The sequence below is a fragment of the Dellaglioa sp. BT-FLS60 genome (assembly GCF_054941065.1).
Genome location: NZ_JBSOLI010000031.1, coordinates 165756 through 183039, shown reverse-complemented (window position 1 = coordinate 183039; position 17284 = coordinate 165756). Strand labels below are relative to the sequence as shown.

The window sequence follows — 17284 nt, the reverse complement described above, 5'->3', positions numbered from 1 at the left end:
ATGATGCAAGGGAGAAATAGCATGACAACAAGTAATTTAATGGAAGACTATATTAGCATGTATTTAGGAACATTTAAGTATGTAGAAGGTTTTATTTCACAACCCACTGGTGAGTATAATTTATCTTTTGAACAATTTTTAATTTTAAAAGATATTCATAATGCTGAAAATATTAGCATGGTGGATATTGCTAAAAAGAGAAATGTTTCAAGAAGTGCAATTGCACGTCAATTAAACGTTTTAAAACAATTGAAATATATTTACCAAGAACAAGATACAATTGATCGAAGACGAATTAATCTGCGATTATCTGATCAAGGTGCAAAAGTGGAGCACGTTGTGACCGAATCAATTAAACAGCGTTTTGATACTTGGGTGGATGTTTTAGGTGAAACTAAAGTCGTTGAATTGCTTAGTTTAATGAAAGAATTTGGTAATAAAATAATGGTAAACGGAAAATAATTTTCTGTTTACCATTTTTTTGTTTAAAAGTATTGTATGCGTTTTCTAAAAGAGGTATGCTAACACAATATATTACTAGAAAATAAAATCATTTTTGATTGCGTTTTTTGGGGATTAAAGTAATATGAAGAGTATAGAGTTAATTATTAAAATTGAAATCATAACTGGAGGAAGAATATGTCAAAAATTATTGCAATTAACGCAGGTAGTTCAAGTTTAAAGTTTCAATTATTTAGTATGCCGGAAGAAATCGTCATCGCTAAGGGATTGATTGAAAGAATTGGTCTTAAAGATTCAATTTTGACGATTAAATATGATAATGGTAAAAAGTATGAAGATGTCTTGGATATTGACAATCATTCAGTAGGGGTACAACTATTACTTAAACTTCTCCTTAAATTAGATATTATTGCTGATTTCAGTGAAATTTCAGGTGTGGGACATCGTGTTGTTGCTGGTGGTGAGTACTTTAAGAAATCAACATTAGTGAACGCTGATACAATTGCCAAAATTGATGAATTATCTGAATTAGCCCCATTACATAATCCAGCTAACCTTTTGGGTATTCAAGCTTTTGAAGAAATTTTACCAGAAGCCACAAGTGTTGCTGTATTTGATACAGCTTTCCATCAAACAATGCCAGAAGAAAGTTACTTGTACAGTGTGCCTTATGAATGGTATGAAAAATATGGCGCAAGACGCTACGGTGCTCATGGGACAAGTGTTCGTTATGTCGTCTCAGAAGCTGAAAAATTATTTGATAAAGATCCTAAAGAATTAAAATTAATTACACTTCACTTAGGTGCTGGGGCATCAATTACAGCTACTGTTGGTGGTAAATCAATTGACACATCAATGGGCTTCACACCGCTTGCTGGAATTACAATGGCCACGCGATCAGGTGACGTGGATGTGTCGTTGATTGCTTACATGATGAAACAATTAAAAATCACAGATATTGATGAAATGATTAATATCTTGAATCGTGAATCTGGATTAGTTGGTATTTCAGGCATTTCTCCTGATATGAGAGATGTTAAAGCGCAATTAGGTAAAAATCCTCGTGCTGATTTAGCAGTTAAAATTTATGCGCATAATATTGTTAAATATATTGGTCAATACATTGCAGAAATGCAAGGTGTCGATGGTATTATTTTCACAGCTGGACTTGGTGAAAATGATCGTGTTATTCGTCGCCGTGTTGTTGAACATTTAGCCTATCTAGGTATTGGATTTGATGCTGAAAATAATGAAAAAATGGGCGAACAAGTCATGCTTAGCACACCAGAATCTGCTGTTAAGGTCATTGTTGTCCCAACAGATGAAGAATTGGTTATCGCACGTGATGTGCAATCATTAATGTAAGAATAAGCCTTTAGAATAGTGTTCTGAGATGAAGAAGATGTCGTGTTACGATGTCTTTTTTATTTTGTAACAAAACGGTAATATTTAAAGGGTTAACAAGTTATTAAAAAAGTGTTAAATTAAACATTATAAATTATTAATACTGACAACAAATTGTTGTCATCATTCGGAGGCGTAACATAATGAGTAGTTGTAAACTTGATATTATGAGTGAGTATCAAGCAGCGATGCAAAAACTTGCTGATCTTAGAAGTAACATTGGAAATAGACAACAATCATCAATTCGAGATAGTTTTTTTAAAGAAGAAAAATCGCTTGAAATGGAATGTTCTGAACTAAACATTTTATTAGAAGCAATTGATGTTGCGGAAGATTAATTTTACTTTTTGGAAAATAAAAGTAGTGAAAAACGATTAAATTCAGAAATGAATTTAATCGTTTTTTTTGTTCTTATTTAAAGTAATTAATTTATAGATACCTAAGAATGACAATATGAGTAAAATGATACCCACAACTGTGGCGAAAATATCGACTGTGGCAGCCACCTGTGCCCAAGCGTTCCCGGCAAATGCACCAAGATAAATTAAAACAGTATTCCAAATGAATGTACCTAAAAAAGTTAGGGGAATAAAGTAGCGTAATTTACATTTTGTAATACCAGCGGGGATTGAGATTAGACTTCGAACAATTGGGACAAAGCGGCCTAAGAAAATGGCACGATTTTCATATTTTATAAAAAATTCAGTAGCTTTTGCGATATGGGTGGGTTTTAAACCAAGCCATGATCCGTATTTACTGGCAAAAAATTGATTTAAGCGGTCAGTACTTAAAAAGCGGCCAATTGAATACAAAATTAAAGCGCCAATAGTGGCACCAATGGTAGCAGATAAAATTAATCCAATCGGTTCGAGATTACTGGATAGTGTCATAAATCCAGCGAACGTTAAAATGATTTCAGAAGGAATCGGTGGGAAAATGTTTTCGATTGCGATAAGTAACGCAACACCTAGATAGCCATGTTGGCTGATTAAGTCAATAATGGTTTCTTGCATTTGGGCACCCCTTTTATTTGATAGATTAAGCATATCATGTTGTTAGGAAACAAAGTAAATAAAAAGATTAACTTAATAAAAAGTAAATAGTTTTCGTATTCAGAGTTTAATTTGGTACAATTAAAATAAGAAATAAGACGGCTTAGGGTGATAAAATGAAAATTGAGGAATTACACAAAGTAGAGTTAGATTTAATTCAGGAAATTATTACAATTTGTCAAAAAAACGACATCAAGTATTTTATGATTGGTGGTAGTTTATTAGGAGCGGTCAGACATCAGGGATTTATTCCATGGGATGATGATGTTGATATCGGTATGGTAAGAGAGGACTATGATCGATTCTTACAAGTGGCACCCGAGGCACTTAGCCAGCCTTATTATTTTCTTCAAACGGATCAAAGTGATCAAAAATATGCGTTTGGTTATGCCAAGTTACTGGATGAATCTATTTATATTGAAGAGAAAAGAAATATTAACGATGCTAGAAAAGGTGTTTTTGTGGATATATTTCCTTTTGATAAGGTTCCAACGGGGAATGTTGAACGTTCAATCCAACAGTCACGATACAAATATCTGAATGCTCGAATTATTTTATTGAGTAATTATCGGTTATTGGATACTGAAATTAACGCAAAAATCAGAAAATTACAACCAGACCAAAGTCTCAAAATAAAAGAATATAAAGAAAAAAGAGAAGAACTTGTTAGAACCTATAATCAAGATAGAACACTTATGGAATATAAGAATTTGGCTTCACAATATTCATATGAAAAGGAATTATTATCAGAAAAGGAATTGGCGTCTGTTATTTCAGTTCCTTTTGAAAACCTTACGGTAACTATTTTGAGTGCATACGATGCAATTTTGAGCCGTTTGTACGGCGATTATTTACAACTACCGCCTGAAAGTAAGCAAATTGAAAAGCATATTGAGAAAGTGACTATTTTAGATCGAAATCAGTTTGTTTTTGATAACGGAATTGATTGATTTTATAGTGCAAATGAGATACGTTTAAAGATAACGAATGGAGGGGCTTTCAAATGGATGAAAAATCAATTATTGATGAGCGGTTAATTGACCGGAAATTTACAATTGATAGCCAAAATAATCAAGGTACGGTTGTATTCTTTGGCATCTATTATCACTATTTCAGTGATGAAACTTTGAAAATTGGCGATACAGTTCAGATTATTAAAACGCACGTTGAGGGATTGGATGTAAAAAAAATATAAGGGTGGTTAAATTATTATGTTAGGACTTTTAGTTGTTATTATTATCGTTGCTGTACTATTGGTGGTTATTTTACCGGCTACAATCAGAATTATCAGGCAACCGCATCAAGGTGTGGTTATTACTTTAGGAAAATATGAAACAACATTGGCTCCAGGATTACATTTCATTAAACCATTTATTTCTTCAGTAATTCGAGTAAGTACAGCACAACAGCCTTTAGATCTTGATAAACAAGTTGTGATAACAAAAGATAATGCTGAAATTGAAGTGAAGATTTCATTAAAGTATCACGTAACTGATATCCAAGACTTCGTGTTTAAAAATGAAGATTCAGTGCGTAGTATGATTCAAGATACGCGTGCATCATTACGTGGCATTATTGGTAATAAAATGTTGGATGAGGTTTTGAATGGGACACAAGAAATTAATCGTGGTTTATTTGGCGAAATTTCTAATGTAACTGCTGGATATGGATTGAATGTTGATCGAATTAATATTGATACAGTTAAGCCATCAGTTGAAATTCAAGATTCAATGAATAAACTTTTGAAAGCTGCTAGAAATCGTGATGCAACTGTTGCAGAAGCTGAAGGTTATAGTAAGTCAGTTGCATTGAAAAATAAAGCGGATAATGATGCATGGGTTAATTCAGCTCAAGCTAAAGCTGAGGCGGTTAAAAAGACAGCTGATGCCGAAGCTTACCGAATCGATGCAGTGAACCTTTCATTAACTAAAGTTGACGATGGTTATTTTGTCAGTCAAAATATTGAGGCTTTCAAAGAACTTGCAAAGAGTGAGGCAAATACAGTTGTTATGCCTAGCAATGCAATTGACGGGTTGGGACAAATTCCAGCAATCAGTACTTTATTAAAACAAAAAGCTAAATAAAACTTTCAAGAGGTTATTCCTTGAAAGTTTTTTTACTAGGAATGAGCGTGTTTAAGTTGAAAATTATGATTGATGGGGATGCTTCTCCAGTTAAAAATGAGGTTATCTCTGAAGCTGAGCATAGAAAGTTAAGTGTTCTATTAATTACAAGTACACCACATTTTTCAACTAAAGAATATCCTGAAAATGTGTCAGTCAGTTATGTTGATCAAGGACCAGATGCGGCAGATTATCGAATTGTAAAATTGGCTGAAAAATCCGATATTGTTATTACACAGGACTATGGGCTAGCCTCACTTTTATTGCCAAAAGGTGTGATTGTGATGCATCATAGAGGTTTTGAATACACAAATTATAATATTGATGGTTTATTAGAATCGAGATACATGAGTGCTATGGCAAGGAAATCAGGCCAACGGACGAAGGGGCCAAGTGCCTTTTCAAATCAAGATAGAGCTAATTTTAAGGAAAAATTTAACCTATTATTGAATGAAAAAGGCTATTAAATAAAATATAAAGAAAAGAAGGGTCTCATTTGCGATCGTTAACGTCAGGTAATCCAGCAAAATTAATTTTTATGTTCACCATTCCGTTATTGGTTGGTAATTTATTTCAACAATTATATAGTATTTCTGATACGTTAATTGTTGGACAAACGTTAGGCGTAGATGCACTAGCCGCAGTTGGTTCAACCGGAAGTATCCAATTTTTAATTATTGGATTTGCACAAGGATTGACTGCAGGGTTATCCATCATTACGGCACAACGTTTTGGTGCAAAAGATTATCGTGGTGTGAGAAAGAGTTTCGCAGTGGGGCTTATGATCAGCTTAGTTGCGACGATAATTTTAACAGCCGTTAGTTTATTTTTTGTAAAAGATATTTTAACGCTCATGAAGACGCCAACAGAAATATTTGGGGATGCACAAACTTTTATTAGTATCATCTTTGGCGGTATCTTTGCTTCAATGGCGTTTAATATTTTATCTAATATTATTCGGGCCTTGGGTGACAGTCGCACGCCGTTGTACTTTTTAATTTTTGCCAGCATTATTAATGTTGGGTTAGAATTATTGTTCATTTTAGTCTTTCATTGGGGAGTTGCGGGGGCTGGTTTTGCAACCATTATTGCACAATCATGTTCTGTCGTATTCTGTCTCGTTTATATTTATCGAAAGATTCCCGTTTTACATATTGGGCGACATCATTTTAAAGGCATTACAAAGAAGGATATTAACCAACATCTTTATGTAGCATTGCCAATGGCCTTTCAAGCCTCAATTATTGCGATTGGTGCCATTATGCTACAATCTGCTTTAAATGGGCTAGGAACGACTGCAGTTGCCAGTACGACTGCAGCATCGAAGATTGATCAGTTATCGACGCAACCAATGATGTCATTTGGAATTGGAATGGCAACTTTTACTGCTCAAAATTATGGCGCAAAAAAATATAGTCGCGTTTTAGACGGGGTTAAAAAATGTTTGTTGATGTCAGGGTCATTTAGTATCGTGGCAAGTTTGTTAGTCATTCTGTTTGGACAGCAGTTGGTAACGTTGTTTGTTGGAAATAATGCGCCCAAAGTAGTGGCACTCTCACAAGTTTATTTTAATATTAATGGGTCATTTTACCTCTTATTATCAGTATTATTTGTGATTAGATATACGTTACAGGGGTTGGGACAAAGTATTGTGCCCACAGTTGCCGGAGTTGTTGAATTGTTAATGAGGTCATTTGCGGCTATCTTTTTAGCTGGTGCATTTGGTTATGCAGGAGCTTGTTTTGCAAATCCATTAGCTTGGGGTGGCTCATGTGTTGTTTTAATTTATTCATATGTGAAAGCAGTTAAAAATTTAAAACGATTAGATTCTGAACAAAAGGCAGAAAATAAATTTGTCTAACTAGTTATGACAACAGTGAGGAAATATGCTATACTAATTAACGTTCTGCGGGCGTAGTTTAGTGGTAAAATTCCAGCTTCCCAAGCTGATGTCGCGAGTTCGATTCTCGTCGCCCGCTTAAAAAGTAGTTATAATAAATTATTTTAAATCCAAGATTGTGTATCTTGGATTTTTTTTGTGCAAAATTTTAACTTTTAAATCGTTTTTAATGAATTAAAATGATTGCAATTGTGTGTTATTTTTGCTAACTTTAGTAACTGATATTAGTTCTTTTTTTTCAGTGAAAAGAACTTTAAAGTGCACAGAATTAAGGGGGAAGAAATTGGATATTTTACTAAAACATGCAAAAAAATATCGTATGGATATTTTTTGGGCAGTTGTTATGGTCGTAATTATGGCTATTTCAACATTATGGCAGCCTAAGTTGTTACAAAAAGTAATCGACGCTATCTTGAAAGATCAAGGTGATAAGATTACAACACTTGGGTTATATTTAATCGGTGTTGCTGTTGTTGGACTATTGGCTGGGGTCGTGAACACGATTTTGTCAGCTAAAGTCGCGCAATCAATGAGTGCAGATATTCGTGAAACAGCTTTTAGAAAGATTCAAACCTTTTCTTTTAGCAATATCGAACGATTCCAAGCAGGGAATATTGTTGTTCGTTTAACGAATGATATTACACAAATTCAAACGTTAATTATGACCATTCTTCAGTCATTAATTCGAGTACCTATCTTATTTATTGGTGCTTTTATTTTAGCGATGAATACCATTGCTGATTTATGGTGGGTTATTGTTATTTTAATTGTATGTGTCTTAGGTATCTCAATGTTGACTTTTGGTCGTATGGGACGCCATTTTGGGATGATGCAAGGGTTAATTGATCGTGTGAATGAACTGGCTAAAGAAAATTTAATGGGCGTACGTGTTGTTAAATCCTTTAACCAAGAAAAAAATGAAGAAAAACGGTTTGATAAAGTTTCTGATGATTTAAATGCACAAAACATTTACGTAGGAACGTTATTTTCTGTTTTGATTCCTGCATTTACATTAATTGGGAATATGGCCGTTGTAGCTGCCATTTATTTTGTTGGTGATCTGGCTAAAACGGATCCAAGTACGGTTACAGCAATTACGTCGTTTGTTAATTACTTAATGCAAATCATGTTCGCTATTATTATTGGTGGAATGATGATGACATTTAGCGCTCGTGCAATGGTATCAATCAAGCGATTACGTGAAATTTTGGATGAAGAACCAGATATTTATTATCCAGATGTTCCAGAAGAAGCGTTAACAGGTTCTGTTAGTTTTGAAGATGTCTCATTTTCATATGAGGGTGATGATAAACCAACACTTAAACACGTTAGTTTTAATGTTAAACCTGGAGAAATGATTGGGATTGTTGGGGCAACTGGGTCAGGTAAATCAACATTAGCTCAAATGATTCCACGTTTATTTGATCCACAAGAAGGAACGGTTAAAGTTGGTGGCGAAAACCTGAAAGAAATCAACGAAAAATCACTTCGTAAAACAGTTGCATTTGTGCTACAAAAGGCTATTTTATTCTCAGGGACGATTGCAGATAATTTACGTCAAGGCAAAGAAAATGCAGACGAAAAGGATATGGATATTGCCAGTCAAATTGCACAAGCATCTGAATTTATTAATCGGTTGCCAGCACGCTATGATGCAGAAGTTGAAGAACGTTCAGCAAACTTCTCAGGTGGTCAAAAACAACGCTTGTCAATCACACGTGGGGTTATTGGTAAACCTAAAATATTAATTTTGGATGATTCCACGTCAGCACTTGATGCACAATCTGAAAAATTAGTTCAAAAAGCGTTAAATAATGAATTAAAAGAGACAACAACATTTGTGATTGCCGAAAAAATTTCATCTGTGATTAATGCTGATCGCATTTTTGTGATGGATGATGGTAAATTAGTTGGCGAAGGCTCACATAAAGAACTTGTTAAAAACAGTCAGATTTATCAAGAAATTTATAATACTCAAAAAGGAAAGGAGACTGTCTAATGAAAGATATGAATAGATCTATGGCATTCTTCTTCCACTACTTGAAACGTTATAAATTAGGCTTTACAGTCATGACTATAGCGATTATTGCATCAACCTATTTCCAAGTTAAAGCACCTGTATATATGGGAAAAGCAATTACGGCTTTGGCTAATTATGTGATTGGTTTAACAAAAGGAGTGAGTGATAAAGGAAACTTTGTTAACTCACTGTGGATGTTATTTTTATTCTACATTTTCTCAATTGTTGCAATGTTCTTTTCAAATATTATTGTGACATTTATTACGGGTAATTCAACAAACAGAATGAGAAAAGGATTATTTGGAAAATTACAAAAAATGACTATTCGTTTCTTTGATTCACATAAAGATGGTGATATTTTAAGTCGTTTTACAAGTGATTTAGATAATATTTCAAATGCAATGAACCAAGCTTTGGGACAAATTATGAGTAATATTGCTTTGATGATTGGGATTATTATTATGATGTTCCAACAAAATGTTGAGCTTGCTTGGGTAACCATTGCATCAACTCCTGTTGCATTAATTCTTGCTGTTATCTTAATTTCTAAAACGCGTAAGTATGTTGATATTCAACAAAAAGAAGTTGGTAAGTTAAATGGCTACATTAATGAAAAAATTAGTGGTCAGAAAATTGTGATTACTAATGGTCTTCAAAAAGACGCCATCGATGGTTTCTTGCCATATAATGAAAGTGTTCGTAAAGCAACTTTCAAAGGGCAAGTTTACTCAGGGATGCTTTTCCCAGTAATGAATGGTCTTTCATTGGTTAATACAGCTATCGTTATTTTCTTTGGTAGTTGGTTAGCCTTGAATGGTGATATGGGTCGTACAACGGCTTTAGGACTTGTGGTGGTGTTTATTCAATATTCACAACAATTCTATCAACCAATTTCACAAATTTCTTCATTGTACAGTATGTTCCAGCTTGCTATAACAGGTGCTGGTCGTTTGAACGAAATGTTTGACGAACCCAATGAAGTTAATTCAATGGACAAAAAAGAATTAACAGGTTTAACGAGTGGTGTTAAATTGAAAAATGTTGATTTTGGCTATAATCCTGGTAAAGAAATTTTACATGATATTTCAATTAATGTTGATAAGGGTGAAATGGTTGCATTAGTTGGGCCAACTGGTTCGGGTAAGACGACAATCATGAACTTGTTGAATCGATTCTATGATGTTACAGGTGGTTCAGTTGAATTTGATGGTGTGAATGTAAAAGATCTTGAGCTTCAGAGTCTACGTAATCATGTGGGGATTGTTCTTCAAGAAAGTGTTCTGTTCTCAGGAACAATTCGGGATAACATTGTTTTTGGTAAACCTGAGGCATCAGATGAAGATATGATTTCTGCCGCTAAACAAGCTAATATTCATGATTTTATTATGAGTCAAGAAAAGGGTTATGATACGACAGTGTCAGATGAAAATTCAGTTTTCTCAACGGGTCAAAAACAATTGATTAGTATTGCAAGAACAATCTTAACGAATCCAACACTTTTAATTTTAGATGAAGCAACGTCTAACGTTGATACGGTAACCGAAGCTAAAATTCAAAAAGCGATGGATACAGTTATTCAAGGACGTACTAGTTTTGTTATTGCTCATCGCTTAAAAACAATTTTAGATGCTGATAAAATTGTTGTCTTAAAAGATGGAAAAGTGATTGAACAAGGTAATCATCAAGAGTTATTAGATCAAAAAGGGTTTTATTCTGAATTGTATAATAACCAATTTGTGTTTGAATAAGCAGTAATAAAGGAATTTAAAAAATTAAACATCCAACCTGAATTCATTTTTTGAATTTAGGTTGGATGTTTTTTATTTGTAAATATGATATAAAATTACATAATTAAATACTTAATAGTAAATTTTGTTGTAATTTTATATCGTTTAAGTTATGATGTATTTATCGATGGTAGCGTTTTCTTTTTCGTTAGGATGGAGGATTAATACAGATGCTAGGTTTTTCAATTTATTTGGGTGATGGGATTAATCATGAGACTAAACAGTATATTAAGGTGATGCACGATGCAGGATTTGAGGGGGTTTTTACGTCGTTACATATTCCTGAAGAAGATAGTGGGACAATAATTAAAGCGTTAAAAATTTTAGGACAGTTATGTCTTAAAAGCAATTTTACGTTAATGGTTGATATTTCAGAGAAAAGTTTGAACTTATTAGATTTTGATTTAAAAGAGACAGGGGTTACTGGATTAAGAATTGACGATGGCGTCAGTATGGAAAAAGTGGCTGCGTTGTCAACTGATATTGAAATTGGATTAAACGCTAGTACAATTTCAGATTTGGATATTCAGCAATTAACGGATAATCACGCAAATTTTAAAAATATTGAAGCGTGGCATAATTATTATCCTCGACCAAATACAGGATTGGATGAAAACTGGTTAAAAAATAAGAACAGTTGGTTAAAGCAATCAGGATTTAGGACGATGGCTTTTGTACCAGGTAACGAATCGTTTAGAGGTCCAATTGGCAAGGGATTGCCAACGTTGGAAAAACATCGCCATTATCATGTTTTGGCAGCGATGATAGATTTAATTCAAAATAATCATACAGATAGTGTTTATATTGGTGATCCACGTATCTCTGGAGGCACAATAAGTAAAATAGTTAATTATTTTAGATATCAAACGATGGAAATAAACATTGAAAGTACTTATAGTGAGCTGAGTAAGAAAACATGGCATAATCGAGCTGATGTGGCAAGAGACGTCGTTCGATTAGAAGAGGGCAGGATCAGAAATAAGGCTATTATAGCCCCATTTAACAATAAAAAGGTCCGACTACGAGGGTCTATAACGCAAGATAATAAATTATATGGTAGATATGTTGGCGAATTACAGATTGTGAAAACTAATTTACCCATTGATGATAAGGTAAATCTGATTGGGCGGGTTAAGCCTGAGGATTTGGATTTAATTGACTATATAGGCGCAAGACAGAAAATAAAATTTAATCATACAAACATAAAAGAGGAATAGACTATGGATATTACAAAATTAACAACAGAAACTAGAAATAAGCAAACAATGAATTTAGATGAATTAACACATTCTGAAATTGCAAAACTAATGAATGAAGCTGATATGACGGTACCTAAAAGTGTAGAAAAAGAGTTACCTCAAATTAATACTGCTATTAGCAAAATTATTGAATCGTTTAATAATGGTGGACGATTAATTTATATGGGAGCAGGTACTAGTGGCAGATTAGGCGTCTTGGATGCCGCTGAGTGTGTTCCCACATTTGGGACAGATCCAAGTTTAGTTCAGGGATTAATCGCTGGTGGTATGCAGGCGATGACAATAGCCGTTGAAGGTGCCGAAGATTCGGTAGCATTAGGTGAAGCAGATTTGGCAAAGATTCAATTAACCGCGTTAGATACGGTTGTAGGAATTGCGGCAAGTGGCAGAACGCCTTATGTCATTGGTGGGCTTGATTATGCGAAGTCTGTAGGCGCAAATACAGTAAGTTTAGCATGTAATAAAAATTCACTTATCGGTCAGCATGCAGATACGGTTATTGAAGTTGAGGTTGGTCCAGAAGTTTTGACAGGTTCTACCCGACTAAAGTCAGGGACAGCTCAGAAATTAGTTTTAAATATGCTTTCAACAATTTCGATGATTGGAATTGGGAAAATATACAAAAATTTAATGGTAGATGTAAAACCAACAAATGAAAAGTTAGTCGAACGATCAAAACGTATTATTATGGATGCAACGGGAGTTAGTTATGAACAATCAGAGCGGACATTTGAAAGTTCTGAGCACGATATTAAGCTCGCAATTGTTATGATTTTAACGGATGAAGATGTTGTACAAGCTAAAGAAAAATTAGAAAAAGCACATGGGTTTGTTAGAGAAGCAATCAAATAAATTATTTGGAGGAACTTTATCATGGCAGACAAAAAAATTAAAAAAATTGCAAATGAAATTTACGATAACGTTGGTGGACCAGAAAATGTTGAAAAATTAATTCATTGTATGACTCGGGTGAGGATGACAATTAGGGATGAAGATAAAGTAGATATTGAAAAATTAAAAAATATTGATGGAGTTATGGGTGTTGTTGAAGATGACACGCTACAAGTAGTTGTTGGTCCAGGAACAGTTAATAAAGTTGCGGATGAAATGGTTGATCAAGTAGGCGTTAAATTGGGTGAACCATTTCCTGCAAAGTCTTTAGTAGAATCGACAGAAATGACTGATAAAGAGTTGGTTGAGAGTAAGGCAGCTGAAGTTAAAGCGGCACATAAAGCTAAACAAAAACAGACACCAATAAAAAAAGTACTTAAATCAATTTCAAATATCTTTGTGCCATTAATTCCAGTATTTGTTGGAGCAGGGTTAATTGGTGGATTAGCGGCTGTTCTTGGAAATATGATGGTTGCTGGAGATTTGAGTTCAAGTTGGACAGATTTTATTGCTGTGCTGAATGTTATTAAAAACGGTGTTTTCAGTTACTTAGTTATTTATGTAGGGATAAATAGTGCTAGCGAATTCGGTGCTACTCCTGGACTTGGTGGTGTTATTGGAGCTGTTACATTACTGAGTGGGGTAACCCCAGAAGCACCACTACACAATATTTTTAATGGTCAGGCATTGAGCGCTGGTCAGGGTGGTATTATTGGTGTTATTTTTGCAGTATGGGTATTAGCCTTTTTAGAAAAAAGATTACATAAATGGATTCCAGATTCATTAGATATCATTATTACACCCACAATTTCATTATTTGTCATTGGGATGATGACCATTTTCTTAGTCATGCCAATTGCAGGGGTTATTTCAAACTCTTTAGTTACATCAATTAATTGGGTTTTAGAAGTTGGTGGCGCATTTTCTGGGTTTGTTTTAGGAACTTTCTTCTTACCAATGGTAATGTTAGGATTACATCAAATTTTAACGCCTATTCATCTTGAAATGATTGCTAAGACAGGGTCTACTTTATTATTACCAATTTTAGCAATGGCAGGAGCGGGACAAGTTGGGGCAGCAATTGCATTATGGATTCGTTGTCGTAAAAATAAAAAATTAACGAATTTAATTAAAGGTGCTTTACCAGTTGGATTTCTAGGGATTGGGGAACCGTTAATTTACGGGGTAATCTTACCGCTAGGACGACCAATGATTACAGCTTGTTTAGGTGGTGGAATTGGCGGTGCGGTAATCGGTGGTATGGGTCATATTGGTGCAATCGCAATTGGACCTTCTGGTGTGGCTCTGATTCCTTTAATCAGTAACGGTCATTGGCTGGGCTATATTTTTGGATTACTTGCGGCATACGCAGGAGGTTTTGTATTAACGTTCTTCTTTGGTGTTCCAAAAGATGCTATGATTGAAACAGAGGCATAGCATCACTATGGAAAAGAGGTAAAGGCATGGAAAATTGTTTGTACACAATTAAAGTTAATATGGATAAATATACAAAAGTAGAGCGGAAAGTAGCACAATTTATTTTAGAGCAACCACAGAAAGTAATAAGAATGAGTACACAGAGCATGGCAGATGAAGTGGGAGTTAGTACTGCAGCAATCACTAGATTTGGCAAAAATATGAGTGATAGTGGTTTTCCAGGCTTAAAATTGGAATTAGCAGCGGAGATTCAAGTCGATCAATCGATGCTTGAGGAAATTGATCCTAATGATAATTTAAAAATAACGAAACAAAAATTAACGATGAGAATACAACACACAATTGAAGAGTCTAATAAAACGTTAGACGAGAGAGTTACAAGTGCAGCAATAGCGATTGAAGAGTCAAAAATGGTTTATGTTTATGGACTTGGTGCATCAGAAATTGTCGCTAAAGACTTTCAACAAAAATTTATTCGAGTTGGGAAATCTGTGATGGAAACACTTGACACACATTTGATTGCTGTTGGGATGTCTCAATTAAAAGAAAGAACAATCTTATTTTTAATATCAAATTCAGGTGAAAACCAAGATGCAATTAGGCTAGCGAATCTCGCAAAGCAACAAGCAATTAAAGTTATCGTTTTAACACACAACAAGAAAAGTGCGCTGGCAAAGTTAGCTGATATTGTATTAGAACATGATAATAGCGGGGAAAATAAGAAATTTAGAAGTGCTGCAACAACTTCTTTAATAGCACAGTTGTATGCGGTAGATCTTATTTATTATTCTTTCGTATCAATTCATTTTAATGATAGTATAAACAGATTGACTGATTCAAGGGATATCGTGAAGAAGTACTTTACTAAAAATCAATCTAAATGATAAAATCACTATCTTTTACAATATTAATTTGTTACAATCAAGTTATAAATTCGATGATAAAAGCTAGTAAACTAATTAATTTCAAAGCGAGTCTAGGGTGGTGGAAGCTAGATAAAGGCGTTAGTTGAATCGTACTTTTTAGAAATAACTGAATACTTTGAGTGGATATTAATCAATTAGAGTGGTACCGCGGGAATTCTCGTCTCTTACATAATTATTTGTAAGGGGCTTTTTTTATACAATTTTAGGAGGAATGGATAATGAATTATAAACAACAAGTTGCACAAGTATTGGTTGCTGTCGTTGATGGAAACCTAACTGAAGAAGAAATTATTGCCAAAATTGAAACACCAAAAAGTTCTGATATGGGAGATTATGCATTTCCAGCTTTTGCATTAGCTAAAGCGTTCAGAAAAGCACCTCAAATGATTGCTAAAGATTTAGTAGAACAAATTGATCAAAGTCAATTTGAATCAGTTGCAGCAGTCGGACCTTATGTGAACTTTTTCTTGAATAAAGCGGCATTTAGCCAAGATATCATTGAACAAGTGCTCTCAAATGGTAGTGAATATGGGGCATCTGATATTGGTCATGATGGGAATGTACCGATTGATATGTCATCACCTAATATAGCTAAACCCATTTCAATGGGACATTTACGTTCAACCGTGATTGGTAATTCAATCGCTAATATCTTATCTAAAATTAATTACAACCCAATTAAAATTAATCATTTAGGTGATTGGGGGACGCAATTCGGTAAGTTAATTACTGCTTACAAATTATGGGGTAGTGAAGCAGAAGTTAAAGCAGACCCTATCAATAAATTACTTGAATACTATGTTCGTTTCCATAAAGAAGCAGAAGAAAAACCTGAATTAAATGACGAAGCCCGTGCTTGGTTTAAAAAACTTGAAGATGGCGATAAAGAATCTATCGAATTGTGGACATGGTTCCGTTCAGAATCCTTAGCTGCCTTTAACAAAATTTATGACATGCTTGGTGTTCAATTTGATTCATTTAAAGGGGAAGCCTTTTACAATGACAAGATGGACGAAGTTGTCACAATGTTAAAAGATAAAAACTTGTTAAAAGAAAGTCAAGGCGCAGAAATTGTTGATCTTGAAAAATATGATTTAAATCCTGCTTTGATTCAAAAAACGGATGGTGCCACACTTTATATTACGCGTGATTTGGCTGCAGCTATCTACCGTAAACGGACGTATGATTTTGTACAATCATTGTATGTGGTTGGTAATGAACAAGCTAACCATTTCAAACAATTAAAAGCTGTTTTAAAAGAAATGGGTAATGATTGGTCAGATGATATGCACCATATTCCATTTGGTTTGATTACACAAGGTGGTAAGAAATTATCAACGCGTCAAGGTCGTGTTATTTTACTTGAAGAAGTCTTAAATGATGCAACTGACCTTGCTAAAAAACAAATTCAAGATAAAAATCCTGATTTACCAAATGCTGAACAAGTTGCTAAGGATGTTGGTGTTGGTGCCGTTATCTTCCATGATTTGAAAAATGAACGAATGAATAACTTTGATTTTGTTTTAGAAGAAGTTGTTCGTTTTGAAGGTGAAACGGGTCCTTATGTTCAGTACTCAAATGCTAGAGCACAAAGTATTATCCGCAAAGCGGGTGACGTTGTGATTAGTGAAAGCAATAACGAACTTTCTGATCCTGCTGCATGGGATACAATTAAGTTACTTGGTGACTTCCCTAAAATAATCAAGCGTGCTGCTAAAGAGTATGAACCATCAGTGATTGCTAAATATGCTATTCATTTATCAAGAGCTTTTAATAAATATTATGCAAATTCAAAAATTTTAGTTGAGGATGATCAAAAATTAGCACGTTTAGCACTTGTTCAAAGTGTAAGTGTTGTTTTAACAGAATCATTAAGATTATTAGGCGTCAATGCACCGAAAGAAATGTAATTCTTAAAAAAGTTAACTTAATTGTTAACTTTTTTATTTTGTTTAATGCTTAGTTCGTATCCTTTTTGATGATGGTTGTGCGTTTAGACACAAAGTGAGTGTGCGAATGTACC

16 protein-coding genes and 1 tRNA gene are annotated in these 17284 nt (G+C 34.2%); 16 read left to right on the top strand and 1 reads right to left on the bottom strand.

Annotated elements, in window-relative coordinates:
- Positions 1 to 21 precede the first annotated feature (21 nt).
- From ACVQ8P_RS04300 to ACVQ8P_RS04290, 3 genes are all read left to right on the top strand, one after another.
- Entirely contained in the window at positions 22 to 462 is a 441-nt protein-coding gene (locus ACVQ8P_RS04300; protein WP_462297731.1) for a MarR family winged helix-turn-helix transcriptional regulator, read from the top strand.
- A gap of 177 nt (positions 463 to 639) precedes the next feature.
- Positions 640 to 1827 (top strand): acetate/propionate family kinase, encoded by a 1188-nt coding sequence (locus ACVQ8P_RS04295; protein WP_462297730.1) that lies wholly within the window; start codon positions 640 to 642, stop codon positions 1825 to 1827.
- Positions 1828 to 2009: 182 nt separating this feature from the next.
- The gene (locus ACVQ8P_RS04290) at positions 2010 to 2204 is read left to right on the top strand and encodes a hypothetical protein (protein ID WP_462297729.1); all 195 of its coding nucleotides are present in this window, start codon (positions 2010 to 2012) and stop codon (positions 2202 to 2204) included.
- Between the two features lie 54 nt (positions 2205 to 2258).
- On the opposite strand, the gene ACVQ8P_RS04285 is transcribed toward ACVQ8P_RS04290, so the two are convergent.
- Positions 2259 to 2879 carry a DedA family protein gene (locus tag ACVQ8P_RS04285; protein WP_462297728.1) on the bottom strand — a complete coding sequence of 207 codons (621 nt, stop codon included), beginning with the start codon at positions 2877 to 2879 and terminating at the stop codon, positions 2259 to 2261.
- Between the two features lie 155 nt (positions 2880 to 3034).
- On the opposite strand from ACVQ8P_RS04285, the gene ACVQ8P_RS04280 reads away from it, so the two are divergent.
- The 13 genes from ACVQ8P_RS04280 (at position 3035) to argS (ending at position 17171) form a co-directional block, all read left to right on the top strand.
- Complete coding sequence (locus tag ACVQ8P_RS04280; protein WP_462297727.1) at positions 3035 to 3868, top strand: LicD family protein; 834 nt, start codon at positions 3035 to 3037, stop codon at positions 3866 to 3868.
- Positions 3869 to 3921: 53 nt separating this feature from the next.
- Positions 3922 to 4113, top strand: a complete 192-nt coding sequence (locus tag ACVQ8P_RS04275) for a hypothetical protein (protein ID WP_462297725.1) — start codon at positions 3922 to 3924, stop codon at positions 4111 to 4113.
- Positions 4114 to 4129: 16 nt separating this feature from the next.
- Positions 4130 to 5002 (top strand): SPFH domain-containing protein, encoded by an 873-nt coding sequence (locus ACVQ8P_RS04270; RefSeq protein WP_462297724.1) that lies wholly within the window; start codon positions 4130 to 4132, stop codon positions 5000 to 5002.
- Positions 5003 to 5058: 56 nt separating this feature from the next.
- The gene (locus ACVQ8P_RS04265; protein ID WP_462297755.1) at positions 5059 to 5508 is read left to right on the top strand and encodes a YaiI/YqxD family protein; all 450 of its coding nucleotides are present in this window, start codon (positions 5059 to 5061) and stop codon (positions 5506 to 5508) included.
- A gap of 29 nt (positions 5509 to 5537) precedes the next feature.
- Entirely contained in the window at positions 5538 to 6902 is a 1365-nt protein-coding gene (locus ACVQ8P_RS04260; protein WP_462297722.1) for an MATE family efflux transporter, read from the top strand.
- A gap of 47 nt (positions 6903 to 6949) precedes the next feature.
- A tRNA-Gly gene (locus ACVQ8P_RS04255) sits at positions 6950 to 7020 on the top strand.
- Between the two features lie 240 nt (positions 7021 to 7260).
- Positions 7261 to 8940 (top strand): ABC transporter ATP-binding protein, encoded by a 1680-nt coding sequence (locus tag ACVQ8P_RS04250; RefSeq protein WP_462297753.1) that lies wholly within the window; start codon positions 7261 to 7263, stop codon positions 8938 to 8940.
- On the top strand, positions 8940 to 10709 hold the full coding sequence (locus ACVQ8P_RS04245; RefSeq protein WP_462297721.1) for an ABC transporter ATP-binding protein: 1770 nt from the start codon (positions 8940 to 8942) through the stop codon (positions 10707 to 10709). Before ACVQ8P_RS04250 ends, ACVQ8P_RS04245 begins: the two co-directional genes overlap by 1 nt.
- 209 nt (positions 10710 to 10918) lie before the next feature.
- On the top strand, positions 10919 to 11965 hold the full coding sequence (locus ACVQ8P_RS04240) for a DUF871 domain-containing protein (protein WP_462297719.1): 1047 nt from the start codon (positions 10919 to 10921) through the stop codon (positions 11963 to 11965).
- Between the two features lie 3 nt (positions 11966 to 11968).
- Positions 11969 to 12859, top strand: a complete 891-nt coding sequence (gene murQ / locus ACVQ8P_RS04235) for an N-acetylmuramic acid 6-phosphate etherase (protein WP_462297717.1) — start codon at positions 11969 to 11971, stop codon at positions 12857 to 12859.
- Positions 12860 to 12880: 21 nt separating this feature from the next.
- Positions 12881 to 14335 (top strand): PTS transporter subunit EIIC, encoded by a 1455-nt coding sequence (locus ACVQ8P_RS04230; protein ID WP_462297716.1) that lies wholly within the window; start codon positions 12881 to 12883, stop codon positions 14333 to 14335.
- Between the two features lie 26 nt (positions 14336 to 14361).
- The gene (locus tag ACVQ8P_RS04225; RefSeq protein WP_462297714.1) at positions 14362 to 15219 is read left to right on the top strand and encodes a MurR/RpiR family transcriptional regulator; all 858 of its coding nucleotides are present in this window, start codon (positions 14362 to 14364) and stop codon (positions 15217 to 15219) included.
- A 260-nt stretch (positions 15220 to 15479) separates the two neighbouring features.
- A complete protein-coding gene (gene argS / locus ACVQ8P_RS04220) occupies positions 15480 to 17171 on the top strand; it encodes an arginine--tRNA ligase (RefSeq protein WP_462297713.1) in 1692 nt (563 codons plus the stop codon).
- Positions 17172 to 17284 lie beyond the last annotated feature (113 nt).

Bases quoted from the DNA above. Each gene is read 5' to 3' on its own strand.
- ACVQ8P_RS04280 (WP_462297727.1), top strand. From the start codon at position 3,035: ATGAAAATTGAGGAATTACACAAAGTAGAGTTAGATTTAATTCAGGAA.
- argS (WP_462297713.1), top strand. From the start codon at position 15,480: ATGAATTATAAACAACAAGTTGCACAAGTATTGGTTGCTGTCGTTGAT.
- ACVQ8P_RS04225 (WP_462297714.1), top strand. From the start codon at position 14,362: ATGGAAAATTGTTTGTACACAATTAAAGTTAATATGGATAAATATACA.
- ACVQ8P_RS04240 (WP_462297719.1), top strand. From the start codon at position 10,919: ATGCTAGGTTTTTCAATTTATTTGGGTGATGGGATTAATCATGAGACT.
- ACVQ8P_RS04290 (WP_462297729.1), top strand. From the start codon at position 2,010: ATGAGTAGTTGTAAACTTGATATTATGAGTGAGTATCAAGCAGCGATG.
- ACVQ8P_RS04250 (WP_462297753.1), top strand. From the start codon at position 7,261: ATGGATATTTTTTGGGCAGTTGTTATGGTCGTAATTATGGCTATTTCA.
- ACVQ8P_RS04275 (WP_462297725.1), top strand. From the start codon at position 3,922: ATGGATGAAAAATCAATTATTGATGAGCGGTTAATTGACCGGAAATTT.
- murQ (WP_462297717.1), top strand. From the start codon at position 11,969: ATGGATATTACAAAATTAACAACAGAAACTAGAAATAAGCAAACAATG.
- ACVQ8P_RS04270 (WP_462297724.1), top strand. From the start codon at position 4,130: ATGTTAGGACTTTTAGTTGTTATTATTATCGTTGCTGTACTATTGGTG.
- ACVQ8P_RS04285 (WP_462297728.1), bottom strand. From the start codon at position 2,879: ATGCAAGAAACCATTATTGACTTAATCAGCCAACATGGCTATCTAGGT.
- ACVQ8P_RS04245 (WP_462297721.1), top strand. From the start codon at position 8,940: ATGAAAGATATGAATAGATCTATGGCATTCTTCTTCCACTACTTGAAA.
- ACVQ8P_RS04295 (WP_462297730.1), top strand. From the start codon at position 640: ATGTCAAAAATTATTGCAATTAACGCAGGTAGTTCAAGTTTAAAGTTT.
- ACVQ8P_RS04300 (WP_462297731.1), top strand. From the start codon at position 22: ATGACAACAAGTAATTTAATGGAAGACTATATTAGCATGTATTTAGGA.
- ACVQ8P_RS04230 (WP_462297716.1), top strand. From the start codon at position 12,881: ATGGCAGACAAAAAAATTAAAAAAATTGCAAATGAAATTTACGATAAC.